The sequence below is a fragment of the Kiloniella antarctica genome (assembly GCF_042682825.1).
GTDB lineage: Bacteria > Pseudomonadota > Alphaproteobacteria > Kiloniellales > Kiloniellaceae > Kiloniella > Kiloniella antarctica.
Map to the genome: position 1 here is coordinate 1 of NZ_JBHUII010000007.1, position 21,453 is coordinate 21,453.

Below are 21,453 nucleotides of genomic sequence, written 5' to 3' on the forward strand. Positions count from 1 at the left end.
CTTTCAACGGTAACAAATACCCTCATTGAGTTACATCACAAGATGGTTCAGATGTTTAGCTATCCCTTGTTGAAGTTGACGATCAATCTCCGCCATGAGATCCTCGGTTAGTTTGAACCAAATTTTCTCACGCTCGCGTAACTTGATATTTTCAGCAACGGTAACACTGCGTTCAGCACGCGCCATAACCGAAGCCTCTTTATAACCCTGCTCGTTTAAAACCTGTAGTTCAACCTCAAGAACGCCGCTATAACGCTCAGACTGATCATAGGTAAAAAGTCCCGTTACACCCTTTTGTTTCTCTAATTTTTCCTCGATAACCGCCGCATCTTTGATGATAAAGTGAAGGACGTTTTCCGTACCTTCAGCTTTTAATCGATCCTTTGCCCACCGGGTAGACGCTTGTGCAGGAGAGACAGCGAAAAGGTGCTCTACATTAGGATTTTGCGCTGGGCTTATATAAGTTTGATCGATCAAGACCTCACGCACCAAAAGCTGATAAGCAGGAAGGTGTCCATATGTAAGGTTTGCATGTTCATAAGTCGTCGGCACTGTTTTACAACCAACTAAGGCAATACCTGTTAACGCCAACCCACTTAAAAAAAATGTTCTTCTATTTAACATCAACCCCACCTTACTTATAATATCAGAAACTCATACATCTGAGGGCTTATATGTAGAGAAAAAATATGGCGCGAAGAAGGCCCGCAAAATAATCGATCAGATTATCACCCTAACCTTCGGCCTATTCCTCAGCATAAAGCTTCGCGATATCATCATCGTTAAAGCTATAAGTACGGCTACAAAACTCGCACTTGGCATCAATAACACCATTTACCTTATAGTCTTCGATTTCATTTGGGGTGACCGTTTTAATCACACCTGAGAGTTTTTCTCGTGAGCAACGACACCCTTCAATCACAGGACGCTGGTCATAAACCCGAACCTGTTCTTCATGGAACAGACGATAGAGCAGATCCGTGACCGGCAGATCAAGATCCAGTATCTCATCATCAGTACAACTCGCCATAAAAATCATGGAACGTTGCCAGTCTTCCTTGATTTCAGCTTCGTCCTTGGTCTCTTTTTCATGAACACCACCGCCCCAAGGCATGTGTTGTAAAATCAAACCACCTGCGTGCCAGTGACCATTCTTTGTCGTCGTCTTCACCAAAACGCCGGTATTAATCTGTTCAGATTGTTTAAAATATTTCTGCATACACTCGGAAAGGCTCTCCCCTTCCAGCTCAACAATACCCTGATATCTTTCCATATCAGCGCCCTGATCAACCGTGAAAGCAATATAACCCTTCCCGGTGAGATCAGTGAGTTTAAGCGTTGTGTGGTCTTCCGTACTTTCGAGGAGTTTTGTGAGGCGTTCTTTGTCAATCCCTGCATACCCCCGCAATACACCCTCTGAGGTCATATCGCTCACCAGCATTTTGATAGGGCCGTCGCTTTTACTCTGTAAGGTAAAACAGCCTTCGAACTTCATCAAAGAAGACAGCACACCTGTCAAAGCCAACAGCTCGCCCAACAACTCATTGACGATTTGAGGATAGTCATGCCGTTTTATAATCGCATCAATAGAAGGCCCCATGCGTACAAGCCGCCCCCGTATACCACTTACCTCCAACATGAAAGGTTGAATCAAATCGTCTTTCATGTCGATTTTCGGCAAATTTTCTTCCAGAATATCATTAGAGCTACTGTCAGAAGTATTACGGGGGCTATCGCTCATAAATTTTATCTCCAGAACCTGCTACAGGTTGCTCATGCACCAATATAAAATACCTTTTTGGGCATGCAGTCTATTTTCAGCCTCATCGAACACCACAGACTGAGGACCGTCGATTACAGCTGAGACGACTTCCTCTTCGCGGTGTGCGGGCAAGCAATGCATAAAGAGTGCATCATCTTTTGCCAAGCCCATAACACGTTCGTCCACCTGATATGGCTTTAAAAGATTGTGTCGATTAGCAGCATCTTTGTCACCCATAGAAACCCAAGTATCGGCAACAATACAATCACTACCGCGTGCGCCTTCATCTATGGAATGTGTAACAGAAATATTGCCACCTTCTGACTTTGCCCAATCCAGCGCGACCTGGCTTGGGGCGAGTTCTGGTGGGGTTGCCAATTTCAACTCAAAGCCAAAGCGGGTTGCCGCGTGTATCCATGAAGTCGCGACATTGTTGCCATCGCCACACCACGTCACTGTCTTACCTGCAATAGACCCTCGGTGTTCTTCATAAGTCATAACATCAGCCATAAGCTGACATGGATGAGATTCGTCAGTAAGTCCGTTGATAACAGGAACGGTCGCATATTGAGACAATTCATGTAAAATTTCTTCGGATGTAGTTCTGATCATGATCGCATCAACAAAACGTGACAACACCCGTGCTGTGTCCGCAATTGATTCCCCGTGCCCCATTTGAGAACTACTCGGATCAAGTAACACAGCGCTGCCACCAAGTTGAGAAATCCCTACTTCAAATGATACTCTTGTTCGGGTTGAAGGCTTCTCAAAGATCATCGCGAGGGATTTTCCCTCAAGCGGACGTCCAGAGATTTCGCCCGATTTCAATTTTGAACCATAGCTCAAAATTGTCCGTAACTCCTGAGTACTGAATTTGTTCAAATCAAGAAAGTGTTTTGTCTTGGTCATTATATTATACCTTTTAGGATACCTTACAGGTTTCCACCCTTTGGAGTTTCGTGCCTAAATTTGAAGCCCAGTGCCCCGACAAAATCAGTACCTAGAACTACGCCTGATTACAAAAACTGACGCAATAATTCCAAGATAATAGCCGAGGTCATACCGAGAATTAGGCGGCCTGAGCCATTTTTTTACTGACGTCTTCCAATATTGAAATCGCCTCATCAACATGTGAGCGCTCGATAGTCAAAGGAGGTAACAGACGAATAACATTATCAGCAGCCCCCACACTCAAAAGACCACTTGCACGCATGGCAGCGATTACATCAGAGTTTGTCACTCGACATTTGAGACCAAGCATCAGACCTGACCCACGGACTTCTTCAAACACAGCAGGATAACTCGCAACCAGGTTTTCAAGCTTGTCTCGGGTATAAGCCGCGATCTCAATAACCTTTGCCATAAAGCCCTCTTCAAGCATTACGTCCAGCACCGCGTTCCCGATCGCCATGGCCAAGGGATTACCCCCATAAGTACTGCCATGCGTTCCAGGCACCATTCCAGCCGCTGCTTTATTGGTTGCCATAAACGCTCCCAATGGGAAGCCACCACCGATACCTTTTGCCGTTGCGAGTACATCAGGTTCAATCTCGGCCCATTCGTGCGCAAAAAATTTACCCGTCCGACCATTACCGCACTGGACTTCATCCAGAATCAAAAGCAAGCCGAACTCATCGCAAACCGTGCGAAGCCCTTTTAGAAAATCCATTGACGCAGCACGGATGCCACCTTCGCCCTGAATAGGTTCCACGAGGATTGCCGCAGTCTCATCACTAATTGCCGCACGAAGTTCGTTCAGATTACCAAAGGCAACATGATCAAATCCAGGCGTCCGGGGACCAAAACCATCAAGGTGTTTAACGTTACCCGCGGCAGAAAGGGCCGTCATGGTCCGACCATGAAAGGCACTGTCACATGTAATAATCCGGTGCTTTTGTGGTTGACCGTTGTGGCTGTGATATTTACGAGCAAGCTTAATCGCCCCTTCAAGAGCTTCTGTACCCGAATTGGTAAAAAACACCTTGTCTGCAAAAGAATTCGCAACCAGACGTTCGGCCAACTTTTCGCCACCAGAAATTCTATACAGGTTTGAAACATGCCAAAGTTTACGACCTTGCTCTTCCAAAGCGGCAACAAGTTTGGGGTGGCTATGGCCCAGAGAATTTACAGCGATACCACCCGCAAAGTCTAGATATCGTCGGTTTTCAGCAGTATAAAGATATGGACCTTCGCCCCGCTCAAAAGCGAGGTCGATACGTGCGTAGGTGGGCATTACTGCATCACTCATGGGTATCTCACTTAATATATCTGCTGAAAAATAAAACCCGGGATGACAGAACTGTCACCCCGGAGCCCCGCATTAACCCAATTCCGCAACCTACTGTCAACAAGAAGAAGCTCGGAAAACACGCTTTTTATAGAAATACTAAGTTGATTGAGCGCCGCACTAAAATTCATGCTGGAAACTTACAGATTCACTGCATGGGTTTTAGTGTATATCCTTCAGCCTCCAACAGTTTCAAAACGCCTTCTTTTCCGGGAAGATGAAGCGCATCAATTGCAATAAAACTATTACCCTGAAGCAAGAAAGAGTGCATACGTCCAACCATGCGATAATTACGCTGGGTCACCAAGCTCGCAACATAACGATTGGAAAACTCTTCAGAGATCAAAATATAACCATCCAACATTTGTTGGTATAAACCCGCCGTATCCTGAGCAAGATAAAGTCCAAGAGTCCGGTTAAACATTTCTTCGACAGCAATAATGTCAGAAGGTAAAGTGTCCAAGAGGGCAATCTGTTCTTGCTCATTGGCCGCATCAAGCGTTGCCAACTGCTCTTCCACAGTTTCCAGTGCTATGATTGATACGTCTTTTTCCTGCGCATGATCTTGCAAGGTTTGATTAAGCGTACGAATACCAAGCGACACCCGGGATGCTTCTGATGGCGGGAATGAAAAAACAACCCCAGCAGCCCAGGGCTTCAGAACCTTCATCTGTCGGGCAAGGTATCCATACTCATAACCAAGAACTTTAATTTTCTCAAAAGTCTCGGGAGAAACCAGTTCATCCAAACGGCGGTTGTCTTGATAGACCATGGCAGAGAAAAGTTTTTGCTTAATGGAATCATCGTCAAGAACATCAACCAACAGCCGATCAGAAGAAGCCAAAAGAGACATTATGCTTGCCCCGAGATCAACGACACGGCGCTCGCTGCTATGCAACGTCCCGAAAAGAATATTCGGTTTTTGCCCCTCTTTTGAAACCTGCCAAAAAACCCCCTGCCCATATGGGAATTCTGCAGCATATGCATTTTGAGCAAGTCCCATCAGACTCAAAAGTAAAATTATAGAAGACAAAATAGATGTGTAAAATTTCTGGGTAAGTTTTGACCTTGAACTGTTAGGTAATTTGCCACTCATAAAGTACTTCCTGATATCACGGGTGTATGCGTAAGATCATTGTGTCAGAGTTTCCTCTGGGCAAAAACTGCTTTTCTCATCTTTCGCGCAATCCATACGGGAAACGGTATATCCGCGTTGAACCAAAATATTCAAAATTCCCTTCTCTCCCGGCAAGTGCAATGCACCAACCGCAGTAAAGGAGTTCCCACGAACCAAACCCGGGGTCATGCCATTGACCATATTGAGGTTACGTTTGTCCAGCATCGCAACTTTTTCAATGTCGTAGATTTCAGCGGGCTCGTCTTTTAGGTCTTCTTCAAGCTCGTTGTACATTCTTTCTGTATCTCTATCGAGATAAACTTGAATACCACTTTCACGTTCAGCTTCAACATCCTCGATCACATCCGTATTTGCCAATGCGCGCTCAATTGCTTCCAAATATATTTCTTTGGGGCGGTCATTTATTAAAATTGCCCGCGGTCTCATTTCCTCCAGGGCCTTTACCTTAAGATGATTTTCGTAAGCCAAATCCTCCAATTGAGAATCTAAAATCGGTTCGTAGTCATCTTCATCATCTTCTTTTTCCTGATCATCTCCACGATACCAAGGGGCTCCGTTCATCAATTCATAAACGTACCAAAGTTCAAAATTTTTGAATCTCTTTTCTTTAATGTCGATAAGCTTTGCGACTTCCAACGCCTTTTCATATAACTCTTCAGAAAGATCATCCTCAAGAGTTTTACCATCATCTCGGTACCGAATATTTATGTACTCGCGGTACTCTCTGTAAGTATCGACAATCTCGCCATAAAAAATCCATGCCTCTGCAAGGTAAGGCTTTACCTCCTCCTTCATCTTCAAAACGCGTTTATCAGATACATGCATTGTGCCAAGAAGATAACTAGGCTTACGATCTCCTTTTTCTATCTTCCAGAAAAGCCCTTTCCCGTGAGGAACTTCATTTGCAACGGCCTCCCCCGTAAATACCAATAAAAAAACAAACAATAGCCCCGTACGTAACTTTGAAGTCTGTGATTTTTTATGAAAAAGAATTGACATATAAATCCTCGTTTAGCGAACGCAAAGCCAATAACAAACCTTGCAAAATCCAATGAGGATCTTAAAAAATATTCCCTTATAAAGAGTAAACTTTAATCAAGACGTGTAATTTCATAACCTCTATCCGTAAGAATTTTTAATATTCCCTTTTCACCTGGAAGGTGTAATGCACCAACAGCAGTAAAAGAATTTCCTCTTACCAGGCCTCTTGCCATCCCGTTTACCATAACAAGGTTTCTTTTGTTCAATAACCGCTCGATCCAGATATCATACATTTCCGGGGGCTCTGTTTTTAGATCATCAAGTAAGGAGACATAAAAAGCATTGGTGTCGCGATCCACATACCACTGAATAAATTTTTCCATCATATCCAGAGAATCCTCAACGGCATCTGGATTTTCAAGGGCCCGTACAATTGCGTCGTAATAAATTTTACGATCACGCTCCCTAAAAACACCTAACTGATCACGAACCGTCTCTAGCCCCTTAACTTCGACAGAGTTTTCTGCAGCAAGCTTGCCAAGTTGAAAGTCTAATGGAAGTCCCGTATTTTCAGGACCATCTTGCCCAGAATTTTCTCTTCCCCCCGGATTACTCGGCATCGCTTTCACAAGAGGATATACAGCCCATAGCTCCAGCTGCTTTAACTCATCTTCTTCAATTTTGTAGGCATTACTGATTTCTTTGATCTTTTTATAGATCTCATCTGGCAAGACCTCATCAAGAGTACGACCATCATCGCGCAAGCGGGCATTATAAGCCTCGCGCATTTCACGTTGAGTTAAATCTATCTCCAAATAAAGTACGCTCGCCTTAATAAGATAAGGTTTCACCTCATCCTTAAGCTTGAGCACCCGTTTATCCGCAACGTGCATGGTGCCTAGAATATAACTCGGTTCTCGTCCTTCACGTTCAATTTTCCAAAACAGACCATGCCCATTAAGTACGTCCTCAGTTGCATATGATAGGCTGACAAACGCCAATGGAGCCATCAACACTAACAAGCAGCATGAATAGACATTTTTTCGGAAGATTAAATTGATTTTAGGGCATAAAAATGCAGATAACGATGGCCATCTCATAGACTGTCCTCTTCGGGTATCAGTACTTGATCAGGCTTTGATCTTGTATCCTCTGGCCATCAATGTCCAGCCACACATAAAAACAAAGGCAGCCATTCCAACGAGCGAGGCCCCGTGCCAGAACACAGTATCCACATTACCATACCCCGTTATTCCGTAGCGAAACCCGCTGATGATCCAGAACATCGGGTTTGCTTCGAACAACCATTGCCAGTTACCCGGAATGCTATCCAGTGTAAAAAAAGTCCCCGATAACAAACCAAGTGGCAAGATCAAGAAGTTATCAACCAAGGAAAATTGATCCCATTTCTCAGACCACAATCCAACAATGACGCCAATCATCGCAAAAAGAAAAGCCGCGGTAATGGCAAAGAAAGCCGCCAACCAAAAACTAAACAGCATTCCTCCGGTAAAAACCGTCATTGCCCCCATGATAAGAACTGCAGCTGTAAGACCATTGGCAACCGCGGCCAACCCGTACCCAAGCAGCAGCTCTAGCGGCGAGAGCGGCGCCATCAGGACGTCAGAGATCACGCCTTCCTGTTTGTCTATGATCAGCATAAAACAAACATTTTGAAAGGAGATCTGTGAGAGCACAAAAACCACCAAGCCCGGTGCTATAAATTGCAAGGCACTCAAACCCGGCACCATTTCATCACCCGCATCCAGAGCCAATGTAAAAACCGTCATAAAGAGCATGGTTGAAACCATCGGGCCAAGTAGGGTTTCTACCCAAAATTTCAGAAACCGAATAACACCGCGCCGATAAAACAACGTCCACAGCCGCAGCGTTGCAATTATGCGCGGCCGCTCAAGAAGGATCTCTGGGGTTTCTCGTTTCATCGCGGGGATCCCACCTAATCAGGCTTTTAACCGATAACCTGTTGAAATTAACCTGTGAACCACCAGCCAAAGAACAACGTTCACAACAGGCAAAAGAATATGCCCGATCATCACATTACCATCGGCGTGACCAATAAACCCGTAACGGAACCCGTCAATCATATAGAAGAACGGATTGAAGTGGGCCACCGCAACCCATGCCTCTGGCAAACGGTCGATGGAATAGAAGGTCCCGGATAAAAATGAAAGCGGTGTAATGATGAAGTTTGTAACAGCCGCAATGTGATCATACTTTTGCGCCCAAATCCCCCCCAACATGCCAAGTAGGGAAAGCATCATACAAGCGTTAATCGCAAACCATAGGGCAGAGAACGGATGCGCAACTGAAAGTGGCAGAAAGAATATCATGGCGACAAATACGGTCACACCAACCATCAAACCACGTGTAATCCCCCCCGCAGCAATTGCCAAGGTCATTTCCCACGGCGCCAAGGGCGGCATAAGGATATCTACGATGTTACCCTGAACCTTTGCAATCAGGATCGACGATGAGGTATTGGCAAAAGAATTTTGCGTCATTGTCATCATCATCAGACCGGGCGCTAAAAATGTAATATAATCCACCCCACCAACGGTTCGGCTCAAGCCACCAAGCGCAAGGGCAAAGACAGCAAGGAACAAAAGGGTCGTAATAACGGGGGCCATCAATGTCTGGGTAAAGACATTTAAAAAGCGTTTCACTTCTCGACTGTAAAGGGTCCAGAGTCCAAGGGCATTTACACGGCCAATCGCGCGTGGTGTAACCTGAATTATTTTTTCATCTATCAAAGCCATGCGACACATTTACGCAACCCAGTGTGAAGCTTCAAGGCCTAGATCAATAAAAGAACCTTATTTGGGCTTTATTTCTTATGGAACAGATCTTTTCGTGCGAAAATCACTGCTTGATAGAGCTAAAAAAGCTCTTCAATTCTAACTTCCGCTCAGCTGAGATCCAACGCCAGTCACAATCTTCAATGGCTCCTTCTAAAGCATAGAGATAATTGAGCGACAAACGACTTTCATCTCTATACCTGAAATAAATCCGCCGGAATACCTCTTCTGTCCCAATGGCAACAAGATCGTTCCGGCTTAATATACCAATTTCCACCAAATGAGGTACGGTCTTTGGCCCCAAGTTTTTAAGTTTGAGCAACTCTACTTTAGGATCAATCATTGTAACGGGCCATTTTATGTCTCTACCTTTGTTCTTGGTCTATCCCTTGATTACAAAAGGTCATAATTTATGCAAAAACAATTTGGACCCTAGGAAGCATCATGGCATTTATATAATGATGAGAGATACGCCTACAGAAGAAAAAGACACCCAGCCGAAGCGTAAGGTCCCGAGAAAAGCGACTGCGAAATATCTTGGCAATGTCGCCCGTTTTTATCTGGAACGTTATGCCACGACTGAACAAGGCCTGAGACAATACCTTATGCGTAAGGTAAATCTGTCAGCGAGAGAGCACAATACTGATCCCCAAGAAAGCATCGTGATTATCGATGATCTGATCAAAAAGTTTCTCGCCCTGAACTTCCTTAACGATGAACGTTATGCAGAAGGTCGTAGCGGCAGCCTCCACCGTAAAGGAAAGTCACTGCGCGCGATCCGGCAGGACCTTAAAATAAAAGGTGTTCCAGAAGACCTCATTTCAAAAGCCCTTGACCTTATTGAAGAGGAAAGTTCAAATCCTGACCTTGAAGCGGCAATATCCTATGCCAGACGCCGCAGAATGGGACCTTATCGTCTTGAAAAAGCCAGAGAAGAACGTCGAGACCGTGACCTCGCAGCACTCGGTAGGCAGGGATTTTCATACGCAATTGCAGAACGAGTGATTCTCGCCGAGGATATCGAAGATTTAGAGCAAGAAGCTGGTATTGGGTGATTACCCTCAAATTGCCTTATTTTCCAAATACCTTGAGCTGGAATAAGTGACCTATCACGAAATACACCTAATATTGCGAAATGATACTCGCGTTATTAAACAGGGAATATGACAAATGACCATCCGAGCAATCGTTTTTGCCCTTTCAATTATTGGGCTTCTTACTAGCTCTATCACACCAGGCTTTGCGGCAGGTAGTGGTGATGCGAGCTGGACTGAGACAAAATCACCGGACCTCAAAGCCGCTGTTGAATTGATCCGCAATGAGAAATACGACGAAGCTCAACCCTATTTACAAAAAGCCCTTGTTCAAGAACCAAATGACGCCGATGTTTATAATATGCTGGGTTACAGCCAACGTAAAATGGGCAACAAGGACAAAGCTCTTGGTTACTATACAAAAGCACTTGAGATTAATCCCAAACATCGTCGAGCCAATGAGTACCTCGGAGAACTTTATCTCGGACTAGATCAACCCGACAAAGCAAAAGAGCGTCTTTCCGTTTTGGACAAGAGCTGTTTTTTTGGCTGTGACGAATACACGACACTTAAAAATGCTATCGAAGCGTATGAAAAAAAACAATAACTCAAGTTTGATCATAACAGGATTTCATGACGCGAAGGTTCAAATTTTCGGAAGATCTTTCGCGTTTTCCAGCGACCAGATATCCATACCATCGCTTCGACCTCGAACCTGAATATGCTGACGAGAGAAAGCACTGAGATCAATCCCAGCAATCTTTGCCAGCGGGCCAGAAACAATCAATTGCGACTTCAATTCCTTGGTCATACCTTCCAGTCGACTTGCGGTATTAACTGCGTCTCCAATCGCAGTAATAGAGGTTGCCTGCCCCCAACCAAGTTCCCCAACGATGACTGGGCCGGTATGAACCCCGATACCAATACGCAAGGGCTCCGGTAGTTCGTGGGCCAGATGTACATTTAGTTCATCTAATTTCTCTGACATTGCACGAGCGGCTTTTAGCGCATTTCGACAACCTATCTCTACTCCGCGATCAATTCCAAATAATGCCATAACGCCATCGCCAATAAACTTATCCAACCGCCCACCGGATTCTTCTACTGCGGTCCCCATCGCTTCAAAATAACGATTTAAAAGAAAGACCACATCATAGGGTAGTTTCTTTTCCGACAGGGTTGTGAAGCCCCTAATATCCGCAAAAAGTATCGCGATTTCACGTTCTTGTCCTTGCGCGATAGAACTGTGCTGTTTTCGCGCAGCTTTTAAGCCACTTTTCGCCGGCAATAATGGCGTGACCTCGATGTCCGCAACAGGGTAGGTCTGACAAGCCAGCCGCATATTATCTGATGCCTTGATCCGTTGCAGGACTTTTACTTCCTCATTTTCTGGTTTATGTAGTAAATCAAGACCATTGCCGACACGGACACGACACGTTGAACACCGTCCCTTGCCACCACAAACCGAGGCATGAGAAACGCCATTTACCAAACTTACATCAAGTAAGCTCGTCCCCTTGATCGCACGCACCGACTTACCATCAGGATAAAGAACTTTGAAGGTCCCCTGCCAGCGTTGGATGGCATACCGCACCCACCGCCCAATAAGCACAACAACAATGAGCAAAACAAGACCGATTTGTATGTTGGTTTCCAGTGTATAAATATCTCTGGCTTCATCTTCTGTGGGTAGCTTACCGCTAGAGAGAAAAGCCTGTGTCCAGATGGGGTCTGCCGCCAGTTGAACAATTTCAAGACTGGCCACATAAAACCCGGCTAGAGAAAGCGTGGGAATGACAACCACAAGTGTTAACGCCCAAGGTTTTATCCGATCATAGCCTGCCTTGTATCGCAACCAATAGTGCAGCCCGACACAGCCATGTACCCAACCAAAAGCCAAAAGGATAACCTGTCGATAAGCGTTATCTATATTCCAAACGACGAGAGAATAGAGAACGTATAAATAGTTATCTTCGACACCAAATACTTCGTGTGCAAAACGGGTTCCCAGAATATGCAAAACAAGCAACAGAGGAATAGTCAGGCCAGAGAGCAATTGGGCCAACTCCCAAAATCGCATGTGTAAATGTTGACGTTGATAGACCCCCCATAATGAAAGCATCATATGGGAAATCAGTGCAAAATATAAAACCGACGTCCCCAGCGCACTACGCCATACCAAAACGAAAATCTTCCGTCCTTCATCCATCATCGCAATGGAATGAAGCCCTAAAACATGATTGAGAAGATGTGTCAGAATATAAAGGAAGAGAACAAGTCCACCGTATAACCGGATTTTTCTGACCATACTTTATGTACCTTCTCTCACCCTGAAAGACAGACGCCAAAGCGCCCGGTTGCTACTTTTTTCCACTCAAAACTCAAAGATCAATTTTGTAAAAATTATGTCTTTTTCACTCAACATGTTGACTTTTGTCGTGTTGATTACAATTCTTTGTCGCATTAGAGACGAGTGGTTAATTGATTTGTGCGTAGGATAGTCCGGATTAGATGGGATATCCAGTGAGGGTATAACTTAAATTTGATCTGGGTATGTGTGTGAGTAGTGACGACGTGAAACCAACTATGACACGGGAAGAAAGAGCCACCCGAAGGCGTCTGCGGAGAGAGAAGCTTTTAAAAGAGCTTGATACCTCGATCCCTTCTCCCTGCACCTCCGTTTGCCAAATGGATGACCTCACACAACTTTGCATCGGTTGTCACCGAACCATCGACGAAATCCGCGACTGGGTCATTATGACCAAAGAGGAAAAAAGTGATCTTTTAAACACAATTGGTCAAAGAGGCACAGGAATGGTGGCCTGAGACCGCCGAGCCTCTCAATCAAGTAATGCTGCCAACACAAGATCTCTTATAATTTTCGCAAAATCTTGAGACACGATCACCGGATCAGTACTCAAATTAAGACCATACCCAATTAAAATTATTTTAATTGCCTTAGATCAAATCTCTCTCAGAAGATAATCGCCATAACTACCCGCTACCTCCAAGTAACAGGTCTGAATTATGGTCAAGATTGCCCCACGCCCAAGTCGCTCTGAACTCCTTATGCCTGCGGGCTCTTTGGAAAAGCTCAAGGTTGCGATCCTCTATGGCGCCGATGCGGTTTATCTTGGCACACCAGATATGTCCTTGCGTACAAAATCCGACTTTACTCTCGAAGAGATCGTTGAAGGCATAAAGTTTGCCCATGAGCACGGAAAAAGAGCTTATCTGACCCTCAATCTGTTTTCGCACAACAAAGATATCGAAAAACTTCCTCTTTTTATTGAGACAATCAGGGCCATCCAACCAGATGGCGTTATCATCGCGGACCCCGGCATTTTCAATTATGTGCAACAGCACGCACCCGACTTGGAATTACACATTTCGACCCAAGCCAATGTCTGTTCGTGGCTCTCTGTTGACTTCTGGCAAAAGCAAGGCGCGAGCCTCTGTGTGCTTGCCCGCGAGGTGACCTATGAAGAGCTTACCGAAATTCGGGAAAAATGCCCGGATATAAAACTCGAAGCTTTTGTCCATGGCGCGATGTGCATGACCTATTCTGGCCGCTGCCTTCTTTCCAATTTTATGGCCGAGCGCGGGGCCAATCAAGGTAACTGTGCCAATAGCTGTCGCTGGCATTACAAGGTGCACATGAAGTTACGCGATGGCACGGTGAAAGAACTTAATCTTACCGATGAGAACATGGAACTGTTTGAGTTCTTTTTGGAAGAAGAGTGCCGACAGGGCGAATTAATGCCCATCGAAGAAGATGAACGTGGATCTTATATATTGAACTCAAAAGATCTCTGCCTAATGCCTAAACTGGATGATTATCTCCGCATCGGGGTTGATTCTCTAAAAATTGAGGGCAGGAATAAGAGTGCCTACTACGTCGCAATCACTGCCAGAGCATACCGGCAAGCCATTGATGACTGGTACAAAGATCCCGAAAACTGGTCACCGGACATTTACATGGAAGAACTATCCACCGTACCCAGTCGCGGATACACCTTAGCTTTTCACGAAGGCAGGCTTTCCAACCACGCCCACAACTATGAGCACACCAAGACTTTTGCCGATTATGAGTATGCAGGCTACGTGGAAGAAATCTCAAATCGGGGGGTGCATATTGCAATCAAGAACAGACTAGAAGCAGGAGATGTCCTCGAGCTTTTACCTCCTGGTTCTCTACTAGCCATTTTCATTAGGTTATATGAATTTGAAGACGCAAGAACCGGACGTAAAAGCGATACTGTCAACGCCGGACAAAAGCCTGTCATCCTTATTCCTTGGTCCTTGTTTGACCAAGAAGATGAAGAGAAACTACGTCGACAACTGTGTTCACAGACGATTATTCGTAAAGAGAAATCTTTAACCAAGGCTGAATGGGATCGTCTCAAATTAGATGCCACCTCACAAAGAATCGAACTCGGAACAGGGAGTAATAGTCTCTACGAAAGGCAGCAAAGCAAACTGCAAAAATCCATCTTTGAGGAAAAGGGTGAACGCATCCCTAAAATTCCAAGGATCGGCACCAGTGGCTGTTGCGGACGTGGTTGTAACGGTTGCATGATTTTTTGGCACGATCCAATCTACGAAAAAGCACGCAAATTAATTACCCAGAAAAAACAAGGGGAAATGTTCGACCGGGACATGCGAGAAGAGCTTACTTAAATTAAAATACCTAATTACCTTTAATTTACAACTTTAACGCTTTTATTAAACCCTTGTTAGCCTTTTTCATCGACACTGCCCAAAGTACATTTTCCTAACCCATGAGATTGCCACAAAACATCGAACCAAGATGGCAACTTATGAGAATCAAACATCGGATATAAGATAAAATGCGTTTAGCCTTCCACAGCTTAAGCTTCAGGCTTGTCGGCCTGACAGCCATCATGGTTATCCTCGGCTTTGCCGTCCTAATCACCTTTTCTACAATCAGCCAAACACAAAATGCGCAACAAGATGCAGAACGCTATCTTACAAGCCTTGCAAAGCAACATGCACTGGATGTGCGGATCGATATAGAGGAAGCCCTCGTCGCCGCACGGGGTATGGCACACGCAATTGAAGGCCCTTTAAGTGCGGGATCAACTGATCGCGACAGCTTCGCTCAAATCGTAGAAAACACAATTCGACGTTATCCAGATATTGTGGGGGGGGCCGTAGGTCTTGATCCAAATACTGGCGGTAACGATTCCGATGTAGCTGGCACTGGCTACAACGATGCTGCTGGACGGTTGTTACCTTATTTTTACCAGGACGGTAAAGGTGGCGTCGCATGGGAACCGTTGGCTCTTGGCGGAGACAGTGGCTCTGAACTTTGGTATGACCAACCTAAAATAACAAAACAAGAAGTCATTACAGAACCTTACGTCTACCCTGTCAATGGTGAAGACGTTGTCATGACAACAGCAACCGTGCCTATTTTTGATGCTAAAGGCAATGCAGTAGGCGTTGCCACTACAGATCTGGCTCTTAAAGATATTCAGGTTAGGCTTTCTGAACTAAAACTTTTCGACACGGGCACTGTATCTCTAATTACCGATACTGGTATGTGGATTTCCCATCCGGACGACCAAAAGCTAGCAAGCTTTGAAAAAAGTCCTGCTGCAGCTCCTGTTCTCTCGGCTCTTACGTCCGGCAAAGGTTATTACGGCAACATTGACGACCCTGCTTTTGGTGGTAATCGTGTTGTTTCCGTACATCCGATTCATTTCGGGAAGGCAGACAGTGTTTGGGGAATGGTTGTCTCGGTCCCCGAGAGTGAAATCATGGCGACCGCCAATCAGTCCCGCAACCTGATGATTATTATTTCGTTGCTTGTCGTTGTTGCCGTCATCCTGATCAATAGCTTGATCGGCACCAAGGCGATGTCTCTCCTCAGTCAGGTTACCACCAGTATGCGTAAACTTGCCGATGGTCAAAGTAATCTTGAAATTCCGGGGAGAAGCCGCCGAGATGAAATTGGCGAGATGGCAAATACAGTTGAAATTTTCCGTGTGCATGCGTTGGAAAAACAACAACTCGAAGACGAACAACGGCAAATGCAAGAAAATGTTGCTGCTGAGAAAAAAGCAACTCTCGACCAGATTGCTTCTCGGTTTGAGCAGGGCGTGAGCAGCTTGATCGCAGACATTGAAACGTCAGTGGTCGATATGAAAAGCTTTGCCGATAACATGAATGATATGGCTCAGCAAACCAGATCCAAGTCATCCGAGGCTTCAAGGTCAACAGAAACCGCAAATGAAAGTTCACAGGCTGTCGCAAGCGCCTCTGAAGAATTGGCAGCGTCTGTTGGAGAAATTGGAAGGCAGGTTGGCCAAGCAACAACTATTACGAACCAAGCAGTTAACGAAGCTCGTAGGTCCTCTGAAAATGTTCAATCCTTGGCAACGGCCGCTCAACGTATTGGAGAAGTCGTTAAGTTGATCTCAGACATTGCAGAGCAAACAAACTTGCTCGCCCTTAATGCGACAATCGAAGCCGCCCGTGCAGGCGATGCCGGAAAAGGTTTTGCGGTCGTTGCAAGCGAGGTTAAATCACTTGCAACTCAAACTTCTAATGCAACCGGTGAAATTGAACAGCAGGTTCTGGCTATTCAAACAGAGACCAACAATGCGGTGGAATCTATTGGGCAGATCAGTAGTGTTATTGGTCAGATTGATGAAATCAGTACCGTTATTGCTGGTGCCGTAGAAGAACAAGGCGCCGCAACACAAGATATCTCATCTAAAATTCAGCTCGTTGCGACTGGTGTTGGATCAATTAGAGAGAGTATTTCTAGCGTTGATCAAGTATCAGAGCAAACCGATACTGCAGCACGTTCAGTGGTCGATACCATCGCCAATCTGGACAAAAAAGTTCAGGCGCTTCATCAAGAAGCAAATCGACTGGTTACAGAAGTTCGGACGGCATAATTCGTTTTTGACCATAAACGAATATCAAAAAGGGGCCGCAAAATTGCGGCCCCTTTCGTTTTAACGGTTCAGAAATTGAGTTGTCATTATTTGCCCAGTAATTTTGCACTTACTTCTTTAGTTAGTTTCGCGGCAACCATAGCCGTCATACCCACCAAATCACGATGCGGATTAAGCTCAACGATATCGGCTCCAATAAGGTCCGCATTAAGCTTATATAGTGAATTAAGTAAATCACGCACAGACATGCCACCAGGTTCATGGTGAGACACCCCCGGTGCAAAAGCTGGGTCGAGAACATCAAGATCGATTGAGAGATAAAGTGGTCCATCAAAATCAAACAAGACTTCCGTACTCCAGTCCTTCATAGCAATAATTTCAACGCCAAATCGTTCCGCCTGTTCTTTTTGATGCTTGTTCAGTGTCCTAATTCCCACCTGAACAAGTCGCTTAACCTGTCCAGTTTCCATTGCACGTGCGAAAGGGCAGGCATGACTATTACGATTACCATCCATCTCGTCATAAAGATCAGAATGTGCGTCAAAATGAAGAATATTCAATCCCGGGTACGTTTTTGTATGGGCACGAATAAGAGGGCCAGAAACGGAATGATCTCCGCCAATACTCAGTAATTTAGCGCCCCGAGAAAGAACATCGGATGCAACCTGTTCAATTTCATCCAGAGAATTCTCCACATTTGTAAAAGAAAGATCTCCTATATCTTTCCAACGTGGTTCCATACCGAGATCAAACCCACTTTCACTGGTCAGATTCGCAGAACCACAATGTAAAGCCTCTCTCATACGAGAAGGTGCCAACGCAGGCCCTGTCATATAGGAAGAGTTATGATCAAGTGGCAAACCAAGAATAGCCAGATCATCTTTTACAATATCATGAAATCTTATCACCTGTTCTACCTCTTCAACATATATTTTCGATAAAAAAGGCAGCATCGCGATGATAACTACTGGCGTCAAGCCTTGTGATTTTACCTTAAGATTAGAGAGTTTGTCCGTTACTCTTCATTACGTTCGAACGGGTCTTTAACAAGGATGTCACGATACTTCACGTAACATAAAATAATAAAAATAAGCCCCGCACCAAGTGACCATGGGCTTTGCGTAAAGTATCCATTGATGATCAGAACCGCCGAGACCACTCCCAGAATAATCGCAGGTCCTCCTGTCCGGTTACCGCAAATAAGGGTCCAAAATTTTCGTTCTCTGAGGATTACTTTATTAAAGCGTGCCGTCATTATTAAGGTCCCAATCCAGACCAGTATTGCCAGCCCAAGTATCCCAGAAACGGTCAAAGCTTCCTTGAATAGAATTGACACCTTATTCCCCCTGAAGGTTTATTTTTCACATCAGCTTATAAGAAAACCTTTGTATTTCAAAATATTCAGAAATTAGACTTTTAAAGCACTTGATAAAACATACGGCATCCAGCACGTTTCTTAAGTTCAATTCATCCAAAGGGATGTGTCGGTGTAGTTATGCTTTCAAACAAAAGTATCCCCCCGACAAGAACAATAAGCCCCCCTCCTGCAACAGAGACGACCCTGCCCACGACACCTGCATGAACCCCGACTTCATCCAGCGCCTTAAGTAATGGATATCGCGCGCCACGCGCCACAACGGCCAATAGAGAAACCGTAATCCCTGTACCAAAAGACATTGCAATTACAGCGGCCAAACCACCAGCCCAATGCCCCAGAACGAATGCTAAGATCAAAACCAACAGTGCGCCGGTACAAGGGCGAATGCCCACAGCCAGTACAATACCGATAAGATCCCGCCACCGTTTTATTTTTGAAACCTGTTCTGGAGAAGGTAAATGACCGTGAGAGCAGCACTTTGGAGGGGACTGCTGATCATCTTGGTTATGTCCATCGTGGTTACATTCAGCGTGTACAGGATAGCGAACCCCTCGCCACAACAAAACAAGCCCAACGATTAACACCGCGCCATAGCTCAATGGTTCCATCACATTTTCAGCTGCGAGTGAAGCGCTTCGGACCCCACTTTCAATGACAAAATAAGCAATCCCAACAATCAATATAGCAGTTAAGCCCTGCATAAAAGACGATGCCATGGCAAGGACAATGGATGGTAAAACCCTTGTATCTGTCGTCAAAGTATAAGCCGCGATAACAGCCTTACCGTGTCCCGGACCAATGGCATGAAAAACTCCATAGAGAAAACAAATCCAGATCAGGTACAAGATTGAATCAAAACTGATATCATCCCCCAAAGCTCTGACACCATCACTAAGAAGGGTTGAGAAAGAACGTTGTTGCTCTCGTATTTCAGCAAAGAACCCCGCCCACAAAGAAGTATTTTCAGATTGAAAAAGATCTAATTCTCTGCCCGCAAAAAAAGTTCCTAAAAATAAAAGTGTTAAGCCGAAAAAAAATATCCAAAATCTTTTTGTCAGAGGTCGTTTCATAGACAACTCACCCGTAGTATCTGTGCAAAAATTGATCCTAAGTCAGGGTTTTCAGCAATCTCTTCATCACTAAAGAACAGTTCTGATAAGGGAGTTTCATTATTTTCGTTGCTGCTTGGATCCATTACTTCAGACTGGCATTCGTTGCGTGCAGTATCAGGTTGATTCTGTGCAACGCCATCCGGGCCTAAAAACGAAACCGTTTTCTCTTTAACAAGCTCTATAGCAATAAAATACGAAGGGTCGTACATTTTCAGCTCGATCACTTCTGACGAAGCGATAGGGTGATCCAATGTTAATTTAAACCTCAAGAGCAAACGATTATTTAAAACCACACTCTCAGTAGAGATTTTCTCTTCAAAATACAGTATCTGCCCATTTTCTTTTTTCGCAGAAAGAAAATATCCCCATTCATGAAGATTATGAACAGCCTCCTGCGCAAAGTTCAGAAGTTCGCTTCTTTCAACTTCGCCACTATGATCCAAGTCCAGATCGGGTAAAAGCGTCGCTGTATAGAGATCATCAAAAATCCATACAGGTTCAATAGCCGCAATTTGTCCGGCATCATTACGATGAATAATAACAGCAGCATCCACCCAAACATGAGGGTGTGCATATGCTTTAGGTAAGTCAAACAACGACAAAGCAAGAAGTAACAAGCCCATCATAAACCGTCTTGTCGGACTCCTCACAATCCTATTCACCTTCAATTCAGCCTCACAAATAAAAACCCTAACCAATATTGAAATATATCAACGTTGATTAGGGTTATATTATAACATATTTATATACAATATCTATTTCATGATCTCTTCACCAAACAGACACCTTACATAACAGAAGCCCGCATATTAAGGGCCGCAAGGTCTGACGCCTGAGCATAGCTATTGGCCTCTTTACGATAGCCCGTAAAACTATCGTAGATTTCTTTTGCAAGCGGACTCGTTTCGCTGATCTCGACAAGACTTTCTTCAGCGGCTTTATACAATGCCTGCATAACTTCATCAGGGAATGTCTTAAGCTCGACACCTTCTTTGGCCAGCAAAGGGGCGAAAGATTTAACATTGCCATAGGTAAAATCGGCATAACTTTCATTAGCCGAAGCCATAACCGCGCGTTTGACAATTTCTTGCAGATCACTCGGAAGAGCTTCATAGGCTTCCTTGTTCACAGTTGCTTCCAAAGCTGGACCGATTTCATGGAAGGCTGGCATGTAATAATAGTTGGCAACTTTATAAAGACCAAAAGCCAAATCGTTCCAAGGCCCAACCCATTCAGCAGCATCAACAGTACCAGACTGCATAGCAGAGAAGATTTCCCCAGGCGGCAAGAGTACTACATTGACGCCCAGTTTACGCATAGCCTCACCCCCGAGCCCCGCGATCCTCATTTTGATGCCCTGAAGGTCTGAAAGGCTGTTGATTTCCTTTCGAAACCATCCTCCAGCTTGAGGCCCGGATGATCCTGCAAAGAATGGCAACACACCAAAAGGCTCGTAAGCCCGTTGCCACAATTCCTGTCCACCACCGAAATAGAGCCATCCACTGTATTCTGCAACCGTTAGCCCGAAAGGAACTCCAGTGAAAAAATGAAATGCCTGATTTTTACCCTGCCAATAATAGGACGCCGCGTGCCCCATTTGAGCAACACCGCGAGAAACTGCATCAAAAACTTCAAAAGGCGGCACTAATTCTCCCCCGGCATATAACTCTACTGTCAAACGCCCCCCCGACATGGCAGTGATCATTTCAGCTATTCTTTGCGCATTTACACCAACCCCAGGGGCATTTCGCGGCCAGGTCATCGCCATTTTCCAGGTAATTTTGGTGTCCGCGCGGACAACAGAAGGTGCGGCCAAACTTGCTCCAACTCCAACAGTTAAAGCCCCGAGAGCTTGGCGACGATTCAATGTTTTTGAAGTATCGGTCTTACCATTTTTCGTAACGCTTGATTTTTCAGACATGTCCGGCCCCGTAATTATGTGCAAATTCACTTTAACTTTTCCCGCATAAGAGGCAACCACAGAAACGAATTAAACAAAGATACAGATGCACAAAA

Annotated in this window: 21 protein-coding genes; 5 read left to right on the top strand and 16 right to left on the bottom strand. The window is 44.9% G+C overall.

Annotation, left to right across the window (positions count from 1 at the left end; all coding sequences use genetic code 11):
* Positions 1 to 30: 30 nt before the first annotated feature.
* From ACFSKO_RS13620 to ACFSKO_RS13665, 10 genes are all read right to left on the bottom strand, one after another.
* On the bottom strand, positions 31 to 624 hold the full coding sequence (locus tag ACFSKO_RS13620; protein ID WP_380252520.1) for a hypothetical protein: 594 nt from the start codon (positions 622 to 624) through the stop codon (positions 31 to 33).
* Positions 625 to 745: 121 nt separating this feature from the next.
* Positions 746 to 1,741, bottom strand: coding sequence for an Hsp33 family molecular chaperone HslO (hslO, locus tag ACFSKO_RS13625; RefSeq protein WP_380252522.1), 996 nt, complete (start codon positions 1,739 to 1,741; stop codon positions 746 to 748).
* A gap of 21 nt (positions 1,742 to 1,762) precedes the next feature.
* Complete coding sequence (argF, locus tag ACFSKO_RS13630; protein ID WP_380252524.1) at positions 1,763 to 2,671, bottom strand: ornithine carbamoyltransferase; 909 nt, start codon at positions 2,669 to 2,671, stop codon at positions 1,763 to 1,765.
* A 160-nt stretch (positions 2,672 to 2,831) separates the two neighbouring features.
* Positions 2,832 to 4,010: an aspartate aminotransferase family protein gene (locus tag ACFSKO_RS13635; protein ID WP_380252526.1), complete on the bottom strand. Its 1,179-nt coding sequence runs from the start codon at positions 4,008 to 4,010 to the stop codon at positions 2,832 to 2,834.
* 187 nt (positions 4,011 to 4,197) lie between these two features.
* Entirely contained in the window at positions 4,198 to 5,145 is a 948-nt protein-coding gene (locus ACFSKO_RS13640) for a TraB/GumN family protein (protein ID WP_380252528.1), read from the bottom strand.
* Between the two features lie 36 nt (positions 5,146 to 5,181).
* Positions 5,182 to 6,186 carry a TraB/GumN family protein gene (locus ACFSKO_RS13645; RefSeq protein WP_380252530.1) on the bottom strand — a complete coding sequence of 335 codons (1,005 nt, stop codon included), beginning with the start codon at positions 6,184 to 6,186 and terminating at the stop codon, positions 5,182 to 5,184.
* Positions 6,187 to 6,278: 92 nt separating this feature from the next.
* Positions 6,279 to 7,178, bottom strand: a complete 900-nt coding sequence (locus ACFSKO_RS13650) for a TraB/GumN family protein (RefSeq protein ID WP_380252532.1) — start codon at positions 7,176 to 7,178, stop codon at positions 6,279 to 6,281.
* A gap of 120 nt (positions 7,179 to 7,298) precedes the next feature.
* On the bottom strand, positions 7,299 to 8,111 hold the full coding sequence (locus ACFSKO_RS13655; RefSeq protein ID WP_380252534.1) for an ABC transporter permease: 813 nt from the start codon (positions 8,109 to 8,111) through the stop codon (positions 7,299 to 7,301).
* 18 nt (positions 8,112 to 8,129) lie between these two features.
* Positions 8,130 to 8,954 carry an ABC transporter permease gene (locus tag ACFSKO_RS13660; protein WP_380252536.1) on the bottom strand — a complete coding sequence of 275 codons (825 nt, stop codon included), beginning with the start codon at positions 8,952 to 8,954 and terminating at the stop codon, positions 8,130 to 8,132.
* Positions 8,955 to 9,048: 94 nt separating this feature from the next.
* On the bottom strand, positions 9,049 to 9,327 hold the full coding sequence (locus ACFSKO_RS13665; protein WP_380252538.1) for a TfoX/Sxy family DNA transformation protein: 279 nt from the start codon (positions 9,325 to 9,327) through the stop codon (positions 9,049 to 9,051).
* Between the two features lie 115 nt (positions 9,328 to 9,442).
* Here ACFSKO_RS13665 and ACFSKO_RS13670 point away from each other — a divergent pair, with 115 nt between their 5' ends.
* Together ACFSKO_RS13670 and ACFSKO_RS13675 are read left to right on the top strand one after the other, a co-directional pair.
* Positions 9,443 to 10,039, top strand: a complete 597-nt coding sequence (locus ACFSKO_RS13670) for a regulatory protein RecX (protein WP_380252540.1) — start codon at positions 9,443 to 9,445, stop codon at positions 10,037 to 10,039.
* A gap of 115 nt (positions 10,040 to 10,154) precedes the next feature.
* Positions 10,155 to 10,625 carry a tetratricopeptide repeat protein gene (locus ACFSKO_RS13675; RefSeq protein WP_380252542.1) on the top strand — a complete coding sequence of 157 codons (471 nt, stop codon included), beginning with the start codon at positions 10,155 to 10,157 and terminating at the stop codon, positions 10,623 to 10,625.
* Positions 10,626 to 10,664: 39 nt separating this feature from the next.
* On the opposite strand, the gene ACFSKO_RS13680 is transcribed toward ACFSKO_RS13675, so the two are convergent.
* Complete coding sequence (locus ACFSKO_RS13680; protein ID WP_380252544.1) at positions 10,665 to 12,326, bottom strand: adenylate/guanylate cyclase domain-containing protein; 1,662 nt, start codon at positions 12,324 to 12,326, stop codon at positions 10,665 to 10,667.
* 251 nt (positions 12,327 to 12,577) lie between these two features.
* Here ACFSKO_RS13680 and ACFSKO_RS13685 point away from each other — a divergent pair, with 251 nt between their 5' ends.
* The 3 genes from ACFSKO_RS13685 to ACFSKO_RS13695 all read left to right on the top strand — a co-directional run bounded on the left by ACFSKO_RS13685 (position 12,578) and on the right by ACFSKO_RS13695 (position 16,947).
* On the top strand, positions 12,578 to 12,844 hold the full coding sequence (locus tag ACFSKO_RS13685; protein ID WP_380252546.1) for a DUF1289 domain-containing protein: 267 nt from the start codon (positions 12,578 to 12,580) through the stop codon (positions 12,842 to 12,844).
* A 201-nt stretch (positions 12,845 to 13,045) separates the two neighbouring features.
* Positions 13,046 to 14,698 carry a U32 family peptidase gene (locus tag ACFSKO_RS13690; protein WP_380252548.1) on the top strand — a complete coding sequence of 551 codons (1,653 nt, stop codon included), beginning with the start codon at positions 13,046 to 13,048 and terminating at the stop codon, positions 14,696 to 14,698.
* A 170-nt stretch (positions 14,699 to 14,868) separates the two neighbouring features.
* A complete protein-coding gene (locus ACFSKO_RS13695) occupies positions 14,869 to 16,947 on the top strand; it encodes a methyl-accepting chemotaxis protein (RefSeq protein ID WP_380252550.1) in 2,079 nt (692 codons plus the stop codon).
* Between the two features lie 86 nt (positions 16,948 to 17,033).
* On the opposite strand, the gene speB is transcribed toward ACFSKO_RS13695, so the two are convergent.
* The 5 genes from speB to ACFSKO_RS13720 form a co-directional block, all read right to left on the bottom strand.
* Positions 17,034 to 17,855: an agmatinase gene (speB, locus tag ACFSKO_RS13700; protein ID WP_380252552.1), complete on the bottom strand. Its 822-nt coding sequence runs from the start codon at positions 17,853 to 17,855 to the stop codon at positions 17,034 to 17,036.
* 107 nt (positions 17,856 to 17,962) lie between these two features.
* Complete coding sequence (locus ACFSKO_RS13705) at positions 17,963 to 18,283, bottom strand: hypothetical protein (protein WP_380252554.1); 321 nt, start codon at positions 18,281 to 18,283, stop codon at positions 17,963 to 17,965.
* A 131-nt stretch (positions 18,284 to 18,414) separates the two neighbouring features.
* Positions 18,415 to 19,395, bottom strand: a complete 981-nt coding sequence (locus tag ACFSKO_RS13710) for a nickel/cobalt transporter (RefSeq protein ID WP_380252555.1) — start codon at positions 19,393 to 19,395, stop codon at positions 18,415 to 18,417.
* A complete protein-coding gene (locus ACFSKO_RS13715) occupies positions 19,392 to 20,087 on the bottom strand; it encodes a DUF1007 family protein (protein ID WP_380252557.1) in 696 nt (231 codons plus the stop codon). Before ACFSKO_RS13715 ends, ACFSKO_RS13710 begins: the two co-directional genes overlap by 4 nt.
* A gap of 137 nt (positions 20,088 to 20,224) precedes the next feature.
* A complete protein-coding gene (locus tag ACFSKO_RS13720; protein WP_380252559.1) occupies positions 20,225 to 21,388 on the bottom strand; it encodes a TRAP transporter substrate-binding protein in 1,164 nt (387 codons plus the stop codon).
* Positions 21,389 to 21,453: the final 65 nt, after the last annotated feature.

Bases quoted from the DNA above. Each gene is read 5' to 3' on its own strand.
- ACFSKO_RS13620 (WP_380252520.1), bottom strand. From the start codon at position 624: ATGTTAAATAGAAGAACATTTTTTTTAAGTGGGTTGGCGTTAACAGGT.
- hslO (WP_380252522.1), bottom strand. From the start codon at position 1,741: ATGAGCGATAGCCCCCGTAATACTTCTGACAGTAGCTCTAATGATATT.
- argF (WP_380252524.1), bottom strand. From the start codon at position 2,671: ATGACCAAGACAAAACACTTTCTTGATTTGAACAAATTCAGTACTCAG.
- ACFSKO_RS13635 (WP_380252526.1), bottom strand. From the start codon at position 4,010: ATGAGTGATGCAGTAATGCCCACCTACGCACGTATCGACCTCGCTTTT.
- ACFSKO_RS13640 (WP_380252528.1), bottom strand. From the start codon at position 5,145: ATGAGTGGCAAATTACCTAACAGTTCAAGGTCAAAACTTACCCAGAAA.
- ACFSKO_RS13645 (WP_380252530.1), bottom strand. From the start codon at position 6,186: ATGTCAATTCTTTTTCATAAAAAATCACAGACTTCAAAGTTACGTACG.
- ACFSKO_RS13650 (WP_380252532.1), bottom strand. From the start codon at position 7,178: ATGGCTCCATTGGCGTTTGTCAGCCTATCATATGCAACTGAGGACGTA.
- ACFSKO_RS13655 (WP_380252534.1), bottom strand. From the start codon at position 8,111: ATGAAACGAGAAACCCCAGAGATCCTTCTTGAGCGGCCGCGCATAATT.
- ACFSKO_RS13660 (WP_380252536.1), bottom strand. From the start codon at position 8,954: ATGTGTCGCATGGCTTTGATAGATGAAAAAATAATTCAGGTTACACCA.
- ACFSKO_RS13665 (WP_380252538.1), bottom strand. From the start codon at position 9,327: ATGATTGATCCTAAAGTAGAGTTGCTCAAACTTAAAAACTTGGGGCCA.
- ACFSKO_RS13670 (WP_380252540.1), top strand. From the start codon at position 9,443: ATGATGAGAGATACGCCTACAGAAGAAAAAGACACCCAGCCGAAGCGT.
- ACFSKO_RS13675 (WP_380252542.1), top strand. From the start codon at position 10,155: ATGACCATCCGAGCAATCGTTTTTGCCCTTTCAATTATTGGGCTTCTT.
- ACFSKO_RS13680 (WP_380252544.1), bottom strand. From the start codon at position 12,326: ATGGTCAGAAAAATCCGGTTATACGGTGGACTTGTTCTCTTCCTTTAT.
- ACFSKO_RS13690 (WP_380252548.1), top strand. From the start codon at position 13,046: ATGGTCAAGATTGCCCCACGCCCAAGTCGCTCTGAACTCCTTATGCCT.
- ACFSKO_RS13695 (WP_380252550.1), top strand. From the start codon at position 14,869: ATGCGTTTAGCCTTCCACAGCTTAAGCTTCAGGCTTGTCGGCCTGACA.
- ACFSKO_RS13710 (WP_380252555.1), bottom strand. From the start codon at position 19,395: ATGAAACGACCTCTGACAAAAAGATTTTGGATATTTTTTTTCGGCTTA.